This is a genomic window from Streptomyces sp. NBC_00457 (genome assembly GCF_036014015.1).
In the GTDB taxonomy this organism is placed as follows: Bacteria; Actinomycetota; Actinomycetes; order Streptomycetales; family Streptomycetaceae; genus Streptomyces.
Window position 1 is genome coordinate 406,993 of sequence record NZ_CP107905.1, and the last position, 15,123, is coordinate 422,115.

The 15,123-nt window shown below is 68.6% G+C and carries 13 protein-coding genes and 1 pseudogene; 10 read left to right on the plus strand and 4 right to left on the minus strand.

Annotation, left to right across the window (positions count from 1 at the left end; genetic code table 11):
- Positions 1–15 precede the first annotated feature (15 nt).
- The 4 genes and pseudogenes from OG828_RS01950 to OG828_RS01965 all read left to right on the plus strand — a co-directional run.
- Positions 16–249 (plus strand): annotated as a pseudogene (locus OG828_RS01950) (phosphotyrosine protein phosphatase); the annotation flags it as partial.
- A gap of 579 nt (positions 250–828) precedes the next feature.
- On the plus strand, positions 829–1,197 hold the full coding sequence (locus OG828_RS01955; protein WP_210570656.1) for a BlaI/MecI/CopY family transcriptional regulator: 369 nt from the start codon (positions 829–831) through the stop codon (positions 1,195–1,197).
- Positions 1,194–2,108, plus strand: a complete 915-nt coding sequence (locus OG828_RS01960; RefSeq protein ID WP_328499872.1) for a M56 family metallopeptidase — start codon at positions 1,194–1,196, stop codon at positions 2,106–2,108. Before OG828_RS01955 ends, OG828_RS01960 begins: the two co-directional genes overlap by 4 nt.
- Before the next feature lie 147 nt (positions 2,109–2,255).
- A complete protein-coding gene (locus OG828_RS01965) occupies positions 2,256–3,284 on the plus strand; it encodes a C40 family peptidase (protein ID WP_328499873.1) in 1,029 nt (342 codons plus the stop codon).
- Between the two features lie 198 nt (positions 3,285–3,482).
- Here OG828_RS01965 and OG828_RS01970 read toward each other — a convergent pair whose 3' ends face one another.
- A complete protein-coding gene (locus OG828_RS01970; RefSeq protein WP_328499874.1) occupies positions 3,483–4,112 on the minus strand; it encodes a class I SAM-dependent methyltransferase in 630 nt (209 codons plus the stop codon).
- 237 nt (positions 4,113–4,349) lie between these two features.
- Here OG828_RS01970 and OG828_RS01975 point away from each other — a divergent pair, with 237 nt between their 5' ends.
- Genes OG828_RS01975 through OG828_RS01990 form a run of 4 tightly spaced genes read left to right on the plus strand, consistent with a single transcriptional unit; the run spans position 4,350 to position 11,018 of the window.
- A complete protein-coding gene (locus OG828_RS01975; protein WP_328499875.1) occupies positions 4,350–5,099 on the plus strand; it encodes a TnsA-like heteromeric transposase endonuclease subunit in 750 nt (249 codons plus the stop codon).
- Positions 5,096–7,063, plus strand: coding sequence for a Mu transposase C-terminal domain-containing protein (locus tag OG828_RS01980; protein ID WP_328499876.1), 1,968 nt, complete (start codon positions 5,096–5,098; stop codon positions 7,061–7,063). The genes OG828_RS01975 and OG828_RS01980 overlap by 4 nt, the downstream gene beginning before the upstream one ends.
- Complete coding sequence (locus OG828_RS01985) at positions 7,060–8,148, plus strand: TniB family NTP-binding protein (protein ID WP_328499877.1); 1,089 nt, start codon at positions 7,060–7,062, stop codon at positions 8,146–8,148. Before OG828_RS01980 ends, OG828_RS01985 begins: the two co-directional genes overlap by 4 nt.
- A complete protein-coding gene (locus tag OG828_RS01990) occupies positions 8,145–11,018 on the plus strand; it encodes a TniQ family protein (RefSeq protein ID WP_328499878.1) in 2,874 nt (957 codons plus the stop codon). Before OG828_RS01985 ends, OG828_RS01990 begins: the two co-directional genes overlap by 4 nt.
- A 267-nt stretch (positions 11,019–11,285) precedes the next feature.
- Here OG828_RS01990 and OG828_RS01995 read toward each other — a convergent pair whose 3' ends face one another.
- On the minus strand, positions 11,286–11,879 hold the full coding sequence (locus OG828_RS01995; protein ID WP_328499879.1) for an antibiotic biosynthesis monooxygenase: 594 nt from the start codon (positions 11,877–11,879) through the stop codon (positions 11,286–11,288).
- A 213-nt stretch (positions 11,880–12,092) separates the two neighbouring features.
- Here OG828_RS01995 and OG828_RS02000 point away from each other — a divergent pair, with 213 nt between their 5' ends.
- Entirely contained in the window at positions 12,093–12,275 is a 183-nt protein-coding gene (locus OG828_RS02000; protein WP_328499880.1) for an SbtR family transcriptional regulator, read from the plus strand.
- Positions 12,276–12,420: 145 nt separating this feature from the next.
- Positions 12,421–13,326, plus strand: coding sequence for a DUF5134 domain-containing protein (locus OG828_RS02005; protein ID WP_328499881.1), 906 nt, complete (start codon positions 12,421–12,423; stop codon positions 13,324–13,326).
- A 75-nt stretch (positions 13,327–13,401) separates the two neighbouring features.
- Here OG828_RS02005 and OG828_RS02010 read toward each other — a convergent pair whose 3' ends face one another.
- The gene (locus OG828_RS02010) at positions 13,402–14,268 is read right to left on the minus strand and encodes a F510_1955 family glycosylhydrolase (protein WP_328499882.1); all 867 of its coding nucleotides are present in this window, start codon (positions 14,266–14,268) and stop codon (positions 13,402–13,404) included.
- Between the two features lie 131 nt (positions 14,269–14,399).
- A complete protein-coding gene (locus OG828_RS02015; RefSeq protein ID WP_443062362.1) occupies positions 14,400–15,062 on the minus strand; it encodes a DUF305 domain-containing protein in 663 nt (220 codons plus the stop codon).
- Positions 15,063–15,123: the final 61 nt, after the last annotated feature.

Consider the following 15,123-nt stretch of genomic DNA (forward strand, 5'->3'; position numbering starts at 1 on the left):
CCACCACCGCGCCGAATCTCCGAGGCCAGGCCCAAGGTGCTGACCACCGAGGCAGTCCAGGCCTCCGACTACGTCATCACCATGGGCTGCGGCGACGCCTGCCCGATCTTCCTGGGCAAGAAGTACCTCGACTGGGCCCTGGAGGACCCCGCCGGCAAGGGCGTGCAGTCCGTGCGCCCCATCCGCGACGAGATCAAGACCCGCATCGAGGCCCTGATCGCCGAGATCGACGCCGCGCAGGAGGCGTGACCTCGGTGATGGGCGACCCCATACGCGGGGTCATCGCCATCGGCTGCGGCCCCGCCGGATTGGCTGCATAGCCGTCGGCCGGCCGGGGTGTGTCATTCACTCGGCTTTTCGCGCGTTCGCGCAGGGTCGGCTACCGGATGGGGCGGTGCTCTGCTCGCGCTGCGGCACATCGTAGGTGGCGGGAAGGCGACGATCACGATGGTGACCGGGTCGCCGCTGGTCAGTCGGGGCCCGTTCCGCTTCGGCGGCCGCTTGGGCCTCCGCGCGCTCGTCGGCTCGACGTGCCGCCTCCATCCGGCTCGGGACCTTCGGACCCACCGGCGTTGGTTCCGGCAGCGCTGGAGCAGCATCGGGTGTGGACTCCCCCGTGAGCTTCTTCAGCGGTGCCCACACGCCGTCGGCCAGTCAGGTCCGGCGTGTGCGGCCGGTAGCGAGATCCCGCCGATGGCCGCCCACATCAGGACGCCCCACCGCGGTCCCTCAAACCGCACCACTTCCAGGGACGCTGACCGCACAGTGGGGTAGCCGAAAGGCTCGTTCTACTATGGCGCTGCGTACTGCAGCGGAAAGGGAGCGACGATGCGACGGCTGGGGGATCTCGAGGCGGAGATCATGGATCGCCTCTGGCGGTGGCAGCGTCCGGCGACGGTGCGGGAGATCGTCGACGACATCAACGAGGAGCGCCCGCTCGCCTACACCACGGTGATGACCGTGACCAACATCCTCTACACCAAGGGCTGGCTGCTGCGCAGCAAGCAGGGCCGGGCCTGGCTGTACACGCCGGTCCGCAGTCGTGAGGAGTACGCGGCGGCGCTCATGGAGGACGCGCTCGGCGCGAGCGAGGACCGTCCGGTGGCTCTGGCCCACTTCGTCCAGCAGATGAGTCCCGACGAGATCAGCGCCCTGCGCAAGGCATTGCGCACGGCGGGGCGGCAGGCAGAGTCGTGAACGCGGTGCCCGCGCTGCTCGGCTATGCGGCCGGAGTCGGTTTCCTCGCCCCGCGGCTGCTGCTGCGCAGCGCCTGGCCGCACCGCGCGCCGGGCCTGGCCGTGGCCGTATGGCAAGGGCTGACCGTATCGTTCACCATCGCTGTCGCACTGGCCGCGTACCACCTCGCCAGCCCGACCGAGCACCTGCACGCCGACCTGATCGGCGTGCTGCATTCCTGCGGGCTGACCAACGCGACCGCCGCGACCGACCCGACCGTCATCGACCGCTTGGCGGTCGGTCTCCCACTCTCGATGGTCCTGCTGGTGCTCGGCTGCTTCCTCTTCGAAGTGCTCCGTGGCCGACGCGCTCGCACCCGTCACCGGGAAGTCCTGGACATGGTGGGTCGGCGCTCGCAGCACCTGGGCGCCACCATCCTTGAACACGAACTGCCCGCCGCCTACTGCCTCCCGGGGCACAACCCGCGTGTCGTCGTCAGTGCGGGCGCCCTGCGGCTGCTGTCTCCCGGGCAACTCGATGCCGTCCTCGAACACGAGCGTTCACACATCGCGGGACGCCACCATCTGGCACTGGCCGCCACCGAGGCGTTCGCCCGGGTCTTCCGACGAATTCCGCTCGCCCACCACGCCAAGGAGCAGACCGCGGTGCTCCTGGAGATGATCGCCGACGACCGGGCACTGCGCCGCCAGTCTCGCGAGGTGCTGGCCACGGCCATGTACGAGATGGCGGCGGCCAAGGCCGCCCCCGCGGGCGCGTTCGCGGTGGGCGGCCCGAGCGCTCTGGTCCGCATGAGGCGCGTACTCATCCCGCAGCGGCGACCGCACGTCGCGCTCCTTGGATCGGTGGCCGTCGCAGCGGCTGTGGTGCCGGTGCTCCCGCTGCTGTTCGGCTGCGTGCCCACCATCGGGTAAACCGGGCGCAAACGCCCCTCTTTCTCGGCATGGATTGCCACCTCATCTACGAAGCTACTAAGTTGCTCGCATACTTGATCGAAGCCGCCGGTACTCCACGGGGAACCGTGCCTTGTCCGCGTGGGCACACAGAGGAGTTGTCGCAAGATGGGAACCCACCGCCGACCGAAGCCGCCGAGCAGTCCCCGGCTCGCCGTACTGGCCGCTTCGGCGGGAGCGTTCTCCCTGCTGTCCACGGCACAGAGCCAGGCCGAACCGAAGCCCTCCATCGAGAAGGTGCGCGAAGAGGTCGAGGAGCTCTACCACGACTCGGAGGCCGGCACCGAGGAGTACAACACCGCCCAGGGGAAGAAGGCGGCCCTGCAGAAGGCCGCCAACAGGGCACAGGAACGGGTGGCCGCGCAGCAGGCCGAGATCAACGAGATACGCAGCGAGATGGGCCCGGTAGCCGCCTCACAGTACCGAGACGGTGGCCTGGACCCGAGCGTGCGGCTCTTCCTGTCGGCCGAACCCGATGATTACCTGGAGCAGGCGGAGCTGCTGGATCGTACGAGCTCCCGGCAGATCTCCCTGCTCAAGAGCCTTCAGCACAAGCAGCGGGAGCTCGCCCAGACCCGCGCCGAAGCGGTGAAGAAGCTCGAGGCGGCCCGCAAGGCCCAGGAGCAGATGGGCGAGAAGAAGCAGGAGATCCAGAGCAAGCTTCGCGAGGCCCAGAAGCTCCTGAACAGCCTCACCGCCGAGCAGCGGGCCGAGCTCAAGGCCGCGGAGGCGGAGGCCGACCGCGCCTCCGGCAGCAGCGACAGCGTCGCCACCTACAACGGTCCCGCCAGCGGAAGAGCCCGTACCGCGCTCGAGTTCGCCTACGCCCAGCTCGGCAAGCCCTACGAGTGGGGATCGACCGGCCCGAACTCCTACGACTGCTCCGGCCTGACCGGCGCCTCCTGGCGTGCCGCCGGCGTCTCGCTGCCCCGCACCGTCAACCAGCAGTACAACGCCGGCCGGCAGGTCGCCCGCTCCGACCTCCAGCCCGGCGACATCATCTACTGGTACAACAACAGCCAGCACAACGGCTTGTACATAGGCGACGGCAAGGCCATCCACGCACCGCGCACCGGCAAGAACATCGAGATCACCAACCTCGACTCCATGCCGTACTTCGCGGCCACGCGGCCCTGATGGCCGGATGGCGGCTGTAGGTTCCGAATAGAGATGTCGTTGTCCAAGTGATTTGTCATCAACTTGTCGTCCGACTCGTCCAGCTGAGTCTCTACTACGGCCTGGTCCGTGATCCGGTGACCGGGTCTTGGAGCCAGATGCGGATCGAGGCGACGCGAACGGTGCCCTGGCAGACGAGCTGGTGTTTGTCACCCCGCTTTAGGGGAGGCGGGCCAGCAAGTGGGCGTCGAGGAATCCCCGCTCGGAGGCCGGGTCGTGGATCAGCCGGGCGAACGCGGCGAGCCCAGCCCCGGCCAGCAATTCGGCGAACCGGTCCACCGGCCAGCTATAGGCAGGCGCCACCTTGTGGTCGAAGCGGACCGGCTCCGGTCCATCGGTCGCGAAGAATGAGACCAGGAGCAGGCCCCCAGGCGCCAGGACACGCGCCTGCTCGGCAAGCAGCGCGGGCAGTTCCCCAGGCGGGGTATGGATCATTGAGTAGTGGGCAAGCACGCCGCCGAGCACGCCGTCCTCGACCGGCAGAGCCTCCATCCGCGCCTCGTCGAACCGCAGCGCCGGATGGGCCCGCCGGGCGTGGTCGACCATGGCCGGGGAAAGGTCGAGTCCGAAGGCATCCAGCTCCAAGTCATGCAGCATGGCCGTCAGATGTCCAGGTCCGCACCCGACGTCGGCCACACGCAGGGTCCCCGTCCCGCGCACCAGCTCGGCGAAGGTGCCGATCATGTTCCGCGCGAACGGCTGCGTCTCCAGCCGATTAGCAAACATCGACGCATACAGCTCGACGACTCCGTCGTAGGCCGCCCTGGTTTGTTCCTGGTGATCCACCATGGGAAGGAAGCTAACATCCGCGCACCTTCATAGCTTCTCCGGCCCCGTGCCCCCCCGGCCCCTAGAGACTCACTGCCCGGCACACGATCACAAGACAGGCCATCGGCACGGCGCCAGCGTCACGCTGGCAGTCCGCGGTCCAGCCTTTCGTTTGGTTTGTGCGCCTTTCCGCTCACGTTAGCGCTGGTGGTGGCCAGTGTCCTGGTGTCGGCAACATCGGGGCACAAAGGGGCGACCATGGGGACTGGTGCAGGCGACGCGGACGCGACAGATTGCCGGACAGTCCGGGTCACGTATCGGCGGGCCAACGGACGACTGGCCGAGGCTGAGCTCGACCGGGTTCCGGTGGACGAAGTCGCTGGCGGACTTCCGGTACGCGAGTTCCGTTGGTACCGGGGCCGGAAGCACTATTCGGGCTGGTACCACGCCTCGACAACGGGCCGAATGGTGGCCTACGAGAGCCGGTTGGAGCTCGCCCGCATCCTGATCGCCGACTTCGCTGGTGACATCGCGGAGATCGCGGCCCAGCCCTTCCAACTGGTCGGCTCGGACGGTACGCGCATCCGCCGCCATGTTCCCGATCTATTCCTCGTCCACGTCGACGGTCTGGTGACCGTCGTGGACGTCAAAGCCCCCTCACGCATGAAGGATCCCAAAGTGATCGCACAGTTCGACTGGACACGCGAGGTGTGTTCGCGCCGCGGCTGGGTCTATGAGACCTGGTCGGGGGCCGAGCCTGCCGTCGTGGAGAACGTGCGCTTCCTAGCGGGCTACCGGCGCCGCGACCTGGTGGAGACCTCTCTCATCGCGCGTGTGATGGCGGCCGCCGCGGACCAGCCGACGATCGGCGGTGTCGAGGCCGCGCTGGCCGGACACCCGCATGAGATCGTCCGTCCGGTCGTCCTGCACCTGGTCTGGTCCGGGCAGCTCGTCACCGACCTACGTGCTCCGCTGACCCGTACGAGCCGCATCCGGGTGGCGGCATGAGTGCGTACGCGATGACCCTGTTTCCGGGGGCCCGGCTCTTCTTCGGCGGTGACGTCGTCGAGGTCGTGGACGTCGAGGGTCTGCACACGACGGTCCGCAACGAGCGGACGGGCGAGTACAGCTCCGTTCCGCTCGGCCGGCTGGCAGCCGGAGCCCGATCGATCGGTGATCCCGCGCCGACCTCCTCAAACGGGGTTGGCCTGCTGCTGGCGAGCTTGTCGGCAGACCAGCGTCAACGGCTGGAGGAACGGGCGGGGCACGTCCGGGAGGTGCTCAGCGGCTACCGGTCCGGGCACCTTGGCAGTGCTCTGCCGAGCGAACCCAGGCCCGCTTACGACCCCGATCTTCCGCTGAAGGACCGGACTGCGGCCAAGGCCGCTGACCGCGCAGGGAGGGTCTCCAGCGTCGATCCCCGGTGGGAGGAGGCGGTGCGCCGGGTGATGGCGGACTCGGTGACCGGCTCGACCCCCACGCGGTCGGCTCTGCTACTGCGGGCCGAGGAACGACTGACCAGCGAGTACGGCAAGGGGACTGTTCCGATTCCGTCCCGGAGCACGGCCTACGCCCGGCTCGCCTGGCTGGCCAAGGGCACGAACGCGGTCTCCGGCAGCGCCAAGGCACGCCGCTCGATCGCGGAGAGGCCGCAGGGCACCTACGGGCGGCTGCGGGCCACCCGGCCCGGTGAGTACGTCGTGCTCGACACCCAGGACCTGGACATCTACGCCATGGAGCCGGTGACCTGCCGCTGGGTTCCGCTCCAGCTCACCATCGCCCAGGACTTGTTCTCGCGCTGCGTCGTCGGCCTGCGGGTGACGGCCTGCTCCACGAAGGCGGTGGACGTCGCTGGCGTGTTGTTCGAGGCGGTCTGCCCTCCGCTGGAGGACACGGTCCGGCCCGCGCTCGCTCATTACCACGGGCTGTGGGACGAGGTGGTGTTCACCGAGGACCAACTCGTGCCGGGCGCCGGGCTGTGTCCGCCGGAGACGCTGGTCATCGACCACGGACGGGCGTTCATGTCCGCGCACGTGATCGGGGTCTGCACCCGGCTGGGGATGTCCATTCAGCCGGCCCAGCCGAAGAAACCCACGGACAAGCCGACCGTCGAACGCTTCTTCCGCACCCTGCGGGAGGGGCTGATCCAGCACCTTCCTGCCTACAAGGGACCCGACGTCCACAACCGCGGCCAGGCGGTCGAGAACACCGCGTTCTTCTTCATCCACGAGGTGGAGGAAGTCATCCGTGAGTGGATCACGGAGGTCTACCACCGCCGCGAGCACGACGGACTGGTCATCCCGCAGTGGCCGAAGCTGTCGCTGTCCCCGTTGGAGATGCTGCGCATCGGCCTGGCCCGCGCCGGGCGACTGCGCATGCCGGCCTCGGCGGACCTGGCCTTCCAATTCCTCGCGGTCAAGCCGCGCACGATCCAGCACTACGGGGTCGAGGTCGATGGCCTGCGTTACAACGGGCCCGCGCTGGACGGCTACCGCAACGCGCCCAGCCCCTACACCGGCCTGGGACGGCAGTGGCCGATTCACGTCAACCCTGACGACGTGCGGTTCGTCTACTTCCAGGACCCGGCCGACGACTCCTGGCATCCGCTGCACTGGGAACACGCTCCTGCCCTGCAGATGGCCTTCAGCGGGGAGGCCGCCGCCTATGCCCGTCGTCTGGCCGCACGCGAAGGCCGGCACATCGACGCCTCGCAGGCCCTGTCGGATCTTCTGGCCCGCTGGGACCAGGGCATGGTCACCGACCGGCGCGAACGCCGCATCGCGGTGCGGCTGTCGGAAGAACGTGACGCCCTGTCCCTGCCGGTGCTCCCCGAACAGTCCGGCCCCCTGACGCCTCCGGAGCTGAGGCTGGTGCCTGAGCTGCCGGTCGGCGACAGCGATGAGGAGGACGAGCTGTTCGACGCCCCCGAGGGCGACCACTTCTACGCCGACGCCTTCGAGGTGATCGAGTGAGGCAGCCCAACCTGTTCAGCCTCTCCCGCAAGGAGGGCTGGCGCCGCTTCGCCGACGCCCCACCACGGCAGCGGCCCGAGACACTGACCCGGGCCCAACTGGCCGCGCTGGGCGAGGCGGCAGCCGAGGACTACAACGATTCCCGGCACGACTGGCACGCGAACTTCGGGATCGTGCAGACGCCGCAGCTCGCGGGCATCCACGACGAACTCGAACAGATCGTGGCCAGCAACCGGCAGGACGGCGACCGCATCCGCTCCGCCGCCGTCATCGACGCGCTGCCGGGCCTGGGCAAGACCACCATCGCCAACCTGTTCGGCCGCGACTTCGACCGCCAGCAGATGCGCCGCCTGTCCACAGTCACCGAGGCCGGACACGAACGCATCCCCGTCTTCCGTGTCGGCCTGACCTCCAACACCACCCTGCGAACCCTGAACCGGATGATCTGCGAGTACTACGGCCACCCGGCCACCGACCGCGCGAACGCCGCCGCCCTGGCCAGTCACGCCCTGGACTGCGTCCTGTCCTGCGAGACCCAGCTCGGCATCATCGACGACATCCACTTCATCGACCTGGATCGACGCGACGGCCTGGCGGTGTCCAACCACCTCAAGTGGCTCGCCAACGAACTGCCGGTCACCTTCATCTATGTCGGTGTCGGCCTGGCCGAGCGTCGGTTCTTCGCGGACGGCCTGACCGGCAAGAACGTGGCTCTGGCCCAGACCGCCCGCCGCTGGACCCGACTGGGTGTCGATCCGTTCCGTCTCGACACCGACCAGGGCCGACGCCACTGGCGGAGCCTGATCAAGTCCACCGAACGCCAGCTCGTCCTGGCCGAGCACCGACCCGGAATGCTGCTGCGCAACGCCGACTACCTCTTCGAACGCACCAGCGGCCACATCGGGTCGTACTTCACGCTGCTCATGCGCGGCTGCTACCGCGCGATCCGCACCGGCACAGAATCCATCACTCGCGAGGTCCTCGACGGCATCCGCCTCGATGAGGCATCCGAGCAGGCACGCAAGCAGCTGGCCGCCACCATGGCCCACGCGAAGAACACCCCCGCGCTCGGCGATGCCTCGTGACCGAGTCACGAGTGCTACCCCTGCGGATCCCGATCCTGGACGGCGAGAGCCTGGACAGCTGGCTGGAGACGCTGGGCCGCCGCAACGGCCTGACCTTCTCCGCGTTCCTGCGCATCCTGGGACTGCCAGGGCACTACCACACCCGCTCGATGGTCAGCGACCTACCCGTCACCGTGCTGCGCGAGCTGGAGATCCACACCGGCCTTCCAGCCGGCCGTCTCGATCAGGCGGTGATCGGCAGCGGATTCCCCTTCGGCCCCAGGCGGCAGCGACGATGCCGGTTTTGTCCCCAGTGCCTGGCCGAGCAGGAGGGACGCTGGCTGCTCAAGTGGTGGCTTCCCTGGACATTCGCCTGCACCACCCACGAAGCCCTGCTGCACGACACCTGCCCCGGCTGCGGCGAAGGAGTACGCGTCAGGCTCCCCGGACACACTCTCCGGTTCCCGGCGGGAACCTGCACCATCGCGTCCCGGCTGGCGTCCGTCTGCGGCACCGACCTGACCAACGCCGAGCTTCTGCCGTTGGCCTCCGATCACCCGTTGCTCGCCGCCCAGCACCACGTCGACGTCCTGCTCGCCGACCCGTCCACCGCCTACACGGTCCTGGCCGACCTGAGCCAGTGCACGTCATGGCTGATGCACACGATCGACGACGACGACCTCCAGTCGATGGGCCGGGCGGTCCGAGAATGCTGGCACCGCAGGCCGCTGGCCACGCGGACTCCTGCCGACCGGGTCAAGCCGCTCGGCGCTGCCGTGAGCGGTGTCATCGCCCACGCGGCTCTGCCCTTCCTCGTCACACCCGACGACGCCTTGGCCGCCCATGCTGTCCACGGCCTGCGGGCCCGGCGCGACACCCCGAACAAGGTGATCCCCCGGGGCATGACCGCCGAGCAGTGGTCCCAACTCTCACCGGGCACGCAGCGCCGGTTCCTGCACGCCGGCGATCGGATCATGGGCGCCCTGGACCGCGTCCGCTTCTCGTCGTCCACCCCACGCGCCCGCGTTCCCGAACCCGGGGAGCACAGCGCGAGCGCACGCATCCGGCATCTTCCGCAGCTCCTCTGGCCTGGTTGGACAGTGCGACTCATGCCCCGGGAGGGAATGCAGGAGAACCTCTTCCGCGGCATCGCCGCCGCACTACTGCTCCTGCCCGGGGAGCCCGAACTACGGGCACGCGGCATCACCGATCGACTGGGACCGCACCTGCCGAACGCTATGACCGTCACCTTGCAGCGAGCCCTCAAATCCGGGCACCCGGACGTGCTCACCGCACTCTGCAACTTCGCCCACCATCTCGACGACCACGGCAGCCCCATCGACTACGAGCGCCGGCGGCACCTCATCCCCGCGGCCCCGATCAGCCCCGACCGGTGGCGCGAGCTCTGTTTCCGCACGGGCACGCAGCCCGGTGAACAGCTCAGTACCAAAACCACCCAGGCCCCCCGCTACCTCAACGCCCAGCGCTACCTCCACCAGCTCCTCACCGGCGCCGACCTCACCGACCCCCGCCACCCCCTCGCCCTGCGATCGGCGCCCGACCGCTCCCGGTACTTCGCCTTCCCACCCTCCCTGACCCTCGACCAGCGAGATGCCCTCCACCAGCACGCGATCGGCATCCTGCACGACCTGAACATCACCGAGCCCCTGACCTGGGAACCGCCGCAAGAATGCGCCGACGGACTCGACCTCCCCGGCCGGCACCTCGACGACATCGACCTGGAAGAAGTACGCCGCATCGTCATCACCGAACAACGCGCACCACGAGAAGCGGCCAAGGACCTGGACACCACCCTGACCCACATCCGGTTCACACTCGAACAGGTTCCCCGCGAGCCCCGCGAGTGGGCCAGGTCATCGAGCCTCGGCTCCTGGCGCCTCCACCAGCAGGCCAAAGAGGTCCTCACCACCACCTTCCTGCAACGCGAGTACATCGACGGCGACAAGACGCTGGCTCACATCGCCCAGGAAACCGGCATCCCCCGCCACATCGCCATCGCCCACGCCCGCACCCTCGGCTTCACCATCCGCCGGACCCGCAAGCCCTTCCCCATCGACGAGCCCTGGCTGCGCGAGCAGTACCTCACCCGCAAGCGCTCGACCTACGACATCGCCGAAGAACTCGGCACCGAAGACGAGACGGTCCGCCGACGCCTCAAGCACCTGAAGATTCCCCTGCGGCCCCCAGGAGTGCACAGCCGCACCGTCATGACCAAGATCGACACCAGCCTCCCCCGCGACGTCCGATCCGCCGTCGAAGGCACCCTCCACGGTTGGCTCCGCCTCCACCGCTTCCAGATCGCCATGCGCTTCCCGTCCCTCGACAGCGCCGCCCGCCACCTGAAGACCGAACCCAACGCCCTGGTCACACAGTTCCGGCGACTGGAACGTGACATCGGCAAAAGCCTCTTCACCAGGGCGGCCTTCGGCCGCCCTCAACAGCCCACCCCGCAGGGCCGACGACTACTTCGAGACCTCGAAGCCGACCGAGTCGAGGCCCTGATGACCGCATCACTGCCGCACCACCACACCCCTGCCCCGCCCGATGACCACGTCCTGGAAGCCGCCCATGCCAAGTTCCAGACCCGCCGCAACCCCGGCCCACCCACCCCCTTCGACGACATCGCTGTCGAGCGCATCCGCATCACAAGGCCAATGCTCGCCCTCCTGCACGATCTGCTCGCCCGACCGCAACAGGAGTTCTACGGCGCCGAGGTCATCGCACGCACCGGACTCGAACCAGGAAGCGTCTATCCACAGCTCAAGAGGCTCGAACGAGCGGGCTGGCTCACCAGCCGACTCGAAGACGACATCACCTGGATGAACAGAGCCACCCCAGGCCGCGGACCCGGCAAACGCCGCACCTTCTAAACCCTCACAGCCGAGGGCCACCGCGCCGCCCGACACGAAACCCAACACCGCACCGCGGCCTGAAGAATCCGACAGATCGGCCGGACAAAGCCCCGACAAGAAGCCTGGACAGCACCCCGAAACACCAGGTCACGTTGCCACCGGCCGGCAGCTGAAATCGGAACCTACAGCGGCCGGAAGCGGCCGCCGTTTGGCGATCAAGAACGAACAGGGCCGCTGCCTCCGTGAGAGGCACGGTCGTCCGGGCCCCCGAGCGGATGAGGGCATTCACCTTCGGTCCGCCCCGGGCGGTGGATAGAGCCACAGCCGCAGCAGTCGGCTGAGTCGCGGCATCAGCACATAAGTCAGCGTCGGCAGCAGTACCGCAGGGAATACCACCGCGCGCAGCGGCAGCGGCCAGCCGGTCGTGTAGGGCACGAGCAGCCACTGGATCAGCAGAACGAGCGGATAGGCCGCGAGGAACGTGGTCAGCACCATCTTCCAGCGGGGCGGGGACTGCACCGTCGTGCCGGGCAGGCTGAACCACGTCTCCATCCCGGTGGTCGACTGCCGCTCGCCGCTGACCTCGGTGGCGATGTCCTCGATCCGTGCGTGCCAGTCCGCCCGCTCCCGGGACGTCAGCCACTGCGACAACCGCTCCGGGTCGGCGAAGTGCACCACCGCGTGGAAGCGGTGCCCGTCCTCGGGACGTAGCCAGGCGACACCCTGGTTTCCGGGGAACCGCGACGCGCTACGGGTGATGCCATGAGTCCACCGCTCGAACTCGGCTTCTCTACCGGGGCGTACCTTCCAGGTGAAGACGGCCGTGACCGGTTCGGTGCACTGGGCGCTGTGGTCCGTACGGACGGCTCTGTGGTTCATACGGACCCGCGTGCCACGGACCGCGCCACTCATGCCTCCGAGTCGACGGCCCGCCGCTCACGTCCCAGCGCCGGGGCCGGCCGAACAGGCCGACCCCGCTGCCGGACTCCGCCTTGGCGGTCAGGCCACGGCCACCACGACACGGACCTCGGCGTCTTCCTGCACCAGGACAGTGGCAACCACCTTGTCCACGCGCACCAGCACCTTCACCACATGGTTCAAGAGCTGGTGACCGAGGCAGCACGGGCCGGCGATGTCAGGGACGACATCCCGCCGACCGAGCTCACGCGCTATTGCCTCAGCGCCCTCGCCGCAGCACGAACCCTCCCGTCCGAGGCTGCCGTGCGGCGCCTGGTCACCGCCACCCTCGCCGGCATGCGCCCTCCACAGCGCTGAGGTCTTCAGGAAACTCCCTTCTGCTGAACGCCTCTTGGCTCCACTACGTACTAAGGGCATCAGTAGATGACAGCCAGAGGACGATGCACGTCGACGTGCTCGCGAATACTCCGCGGGCGACTGCCGGTCGACGCGGAGGGCACCAATGGGAAGTCCCGCTATGACCTGGACGCTGGCGGCGGTGGCCGCACTCGTGGCCGTCGTGAGTGCGGCCCGACTGGCCGCTGCCGACAGCGGCGAGGCCCGTTTCGCAGCCGGAGGCGACGTCCTCATGGCCGGCGGCATGGCCGCGATGTTCCTGCCCGCGACGGCCGCCAGTTTCGGGGACCACAGTCTGTGGTGGGTGACCGGGTTCACCGCCGTCGGCCTCGGCAGCGTGGCCCTGTCCGTACGCCACTCTCGGATGCACGGCTGGCGACACGGCCGCCGCTGGGCGCATCACATCATCGGCAGTGCCGCCATGGTCATCATGACGCTGGCCATGCCGGGCACCGAATCCGGGCCGGTGCTGGCTCTGGGCGGGCACTCGATGGCCGGCATGGGCGGACATGGGCACGGATCCAGCGGGACCCAGGCGCACGGGATGACGGGTATGGCCGGGGACGCGGAAGGCATGAGCCACTCCTCGGGGATGACCGCACATGACATGACGGCCGGCGCCACCGAGAGCGCCGCGTCGGGAGGCTCGGCTTCTGTGTGGCGTGTCGTTCTTGTCGCGCTGGCCGTGTACTTCCTGCTCTCGATCGTCGCGTCCGTGTGGGCGCGGGTTCGCGGCACCGACCGGCGGGAGGGTGCGGGCCGCGGTGCGGGCAGGAGCCGCTGGGCGCGGCGGCTTCTCGCCCTGCCCGACACGATCGTGGTGTTCCTCGCCTCCCTGGCCGTCTCCGTCTGGGACATGGCCCGGTCGGGAGGGAACAAGCGCCGGGCACATGCGGCAGGGGGCAACCGGAGCCGCCGTCGCCCGCCGGGCACGTCACCGGGGGCGGCCCTGACGGCCCATATCGGCATGGGTAGCACGATGTGCGCCATGCTCGTCATGATGGCCGCCTGACCGCCCGTCGCCGCCCCTCCTGCGTCACGCCGCTTTGAGTCCCGCCAGGCTCTTGAGGCTGCGGCGCTCGACCGATCAGTGGCCGCCGCTCGACGTAACGGCCAGGCGCTTCTTGAATGTTGTTCCACCGTCCTTCGATTCGAAGACCCCGGTCTGAGTGGCGGCGAGGACGTGCTCGGCCGCGACAGCGGTGAGTGCCTGCGGCCGGCCGCCCGGCACAGTGGAGATCTTCTTCCACGTGATGCCGCCATCCGCACTGCCGTTCAGGCCGCCAGAGGTGTCGATGCCGTAGAGGGCGTCCTTCGTGCTCCAGGAGAGGAAGGCCATCACCGGCTTCTGCGCTTGAGCGAAGGTCTTCCCGCCGTCGCCGCTTCGAACGACTCCGTCCGCGGTCGTGGCCAGGATGACGCCGGGGTCCGTCGGGCTGACCGCTATGTCCAGGGCTTCGAGCCGGGCCCCGTCCTTCCAGGAAATGCCGTCCTTGGTCGTGCGGACCAGGCCGTTGGTGGAGTCGTAGCCGTAGACCGTGCTGTGGGCGAAGTCCAGAGCGTGGAAGTCGGACTCGCCGGACAAGGACAGGGACTTCCAGGTCCTGCCCGCGTCGGCGCTCTTGATGAGCCCCTTGTTGCCGCCGGAGGCCGGGTGGCCGCTGGCGTAGAAGGTCTTCGCGCCGGCCACGGTGAAGCCCATGAAGTCGTCCTTGCTGTCGCCCACCAGGTCGGGCTCCCCCTTGGCATCGGGGGTGTAGACGCCTTCGTGGGTGGCGACGTAGAGGCGCTGGTCGGTGGGGTCCACACCGAGACCGTGGATGTGGCTCACTGTCGTCCCGGCAGCGGCGGACTTGTCGGTCGACTCCTTGCTTTCTCCACCGTCGGAGCAGGCGGCCAGAGTGAGGGTGAGAGCCAGGGCAGTGGCTGCCACGACAGCGGGGCGTTTGTTCATGATTCCTCGGGGCGTAATGGTGCACCGGAACGGCGACGGCCGATCACGGTTTGGCGGGGCACAGGGAGAAGACCGCCCGGGCTCCTCGGGTGCGCGCCTCGGAGCCCTGGGCGGTCAGTGGGTGGTGCGGATCAGATCCGGTCGAGGATCTTCTCGAACTTCTCGACCTCGGCGGACTGGGTCTTCACGACGTCGGCGGCGAGCTTCTTGGCCGCGGCGTCACGACCGTTCTTCTGCTCGTCCTCCGCCATGGTGATCGCGCCCTCGTGGTGCTCGATCATCATCTCCGCGAACATCCGGTCGAATTCCGTGCCCTTGGCGGCCTCGAGCTTCTGCATGTCCTCCTCGGACATCATTCCGGACGTCCCGGATCCGTGGTCCATGCCGGGCATGCTCTCCTCGGCGGACGCCGGCTTGCCCCAGGCCTTCAGCCAGGACTTCATGGTCTGGATCTCGGGATCCTGGGCCTTCTCGATGTCCGCGGCCAAGGTCTTGATCTCCGCGTCGGAGGCCCGGCCGTCCGCGAGCTTGGCCATCTCCAGGGCCTGCTCGTGGTGCGGGATCATCATCTGCGCGAACATGACGTCCGCGTCGTTGAAGGCGCCGGGCGCCGGGGCGTCACCCGCCGTCGTCGGGGTGGACGTGGCAGAGGCGGAGGTGCCGCTCCCGTGGTCCATGCCCTCCATGTCGTCCCCGCCGCAGGCGGCGAGCAGCAGCCCACCCGCCGCGACGGTGCTGATGATCGCCATACGATGACGAAGACGGCGGTGCAGGACAGAGTTGTGGGCAGTCATGTGCGAAATACCTCGTTCGATGAGTTCTGTCAGTGATTGTGGGGATAGGCACGGCGTGCGC

Bases quoted from the DNA above. Each gene is read 5' to 3' on its own strand.
- OG828_RS01995 (WP_328499879.1), bottom strand. From the start codon at position 11,879: ATGAACCACAGAGCCGTCCGTACGGACCACAGCGCCCAGTGCACCGAA.
- OG828_RS01970 (WP_328499874.1), bottom strand. From the start codon at position 4,112: ATGGTGGATCACCAGGAACAAACCAGGGCGGCCTACGACGGAGTCGTC.
- OG828_RS01955 (WP_210570656.1), top strand. From the start codon at position 829: ATGCGACGGCTGGGGGATCTCGAGGCGGAGATCATGGATCGCCTCTGG.
- OG828_RS01980 (WP_328499876.1), top strand. From the start codon at position 5,096: ATGAGTGCGTACGCGATGACCCTGTTTCCGGGGGCCCGGCTCTTCTTC.
- OG828_RS02010 (WP_328499882.1), bottom strand. From the start codon at position 14,268: ATGAACAAACGCCCCGCTGTCGTGGCAGCCACTGCCCTGGCTCTCACC.
- OG828_RS02000 (WP_328499880.1), top strand. From the start codon at position 12,093: ATGGTTCAAGAGCTGGTGACCGAGGCAGCACGGGCCGGCGATGTCAGG.
- OG828_RS02015 (WP_443062362.1), bottom strand. From the start codon at position 15,062: ATGACTGCCCACAACTCTGTCCTGCACCGCCGTCTTCGTCATCGTATG.
- OG828_RS01975 (WP_328499875.1), top strand. From the start codon at position 4,350: ATGGGGACTGGTGCAGGCGACGCGGACGCGACAGATTGCCGGACAGTC.
- OG828_RS02005 (WP_328499881.1), top strand. From the start codon at position 12,421: ATGGGAAGTCCCGCTATGACCTGGACGCTGGCGGCGGTGGCCGCACTC.
- OG828_RS01965 (WP_328499873.1), top strand. From the start codon at position 2,256: ATGGGAACCCACCGCCGACCGAAGCCGCCGAGCAGTCCCCGGCTCGCC.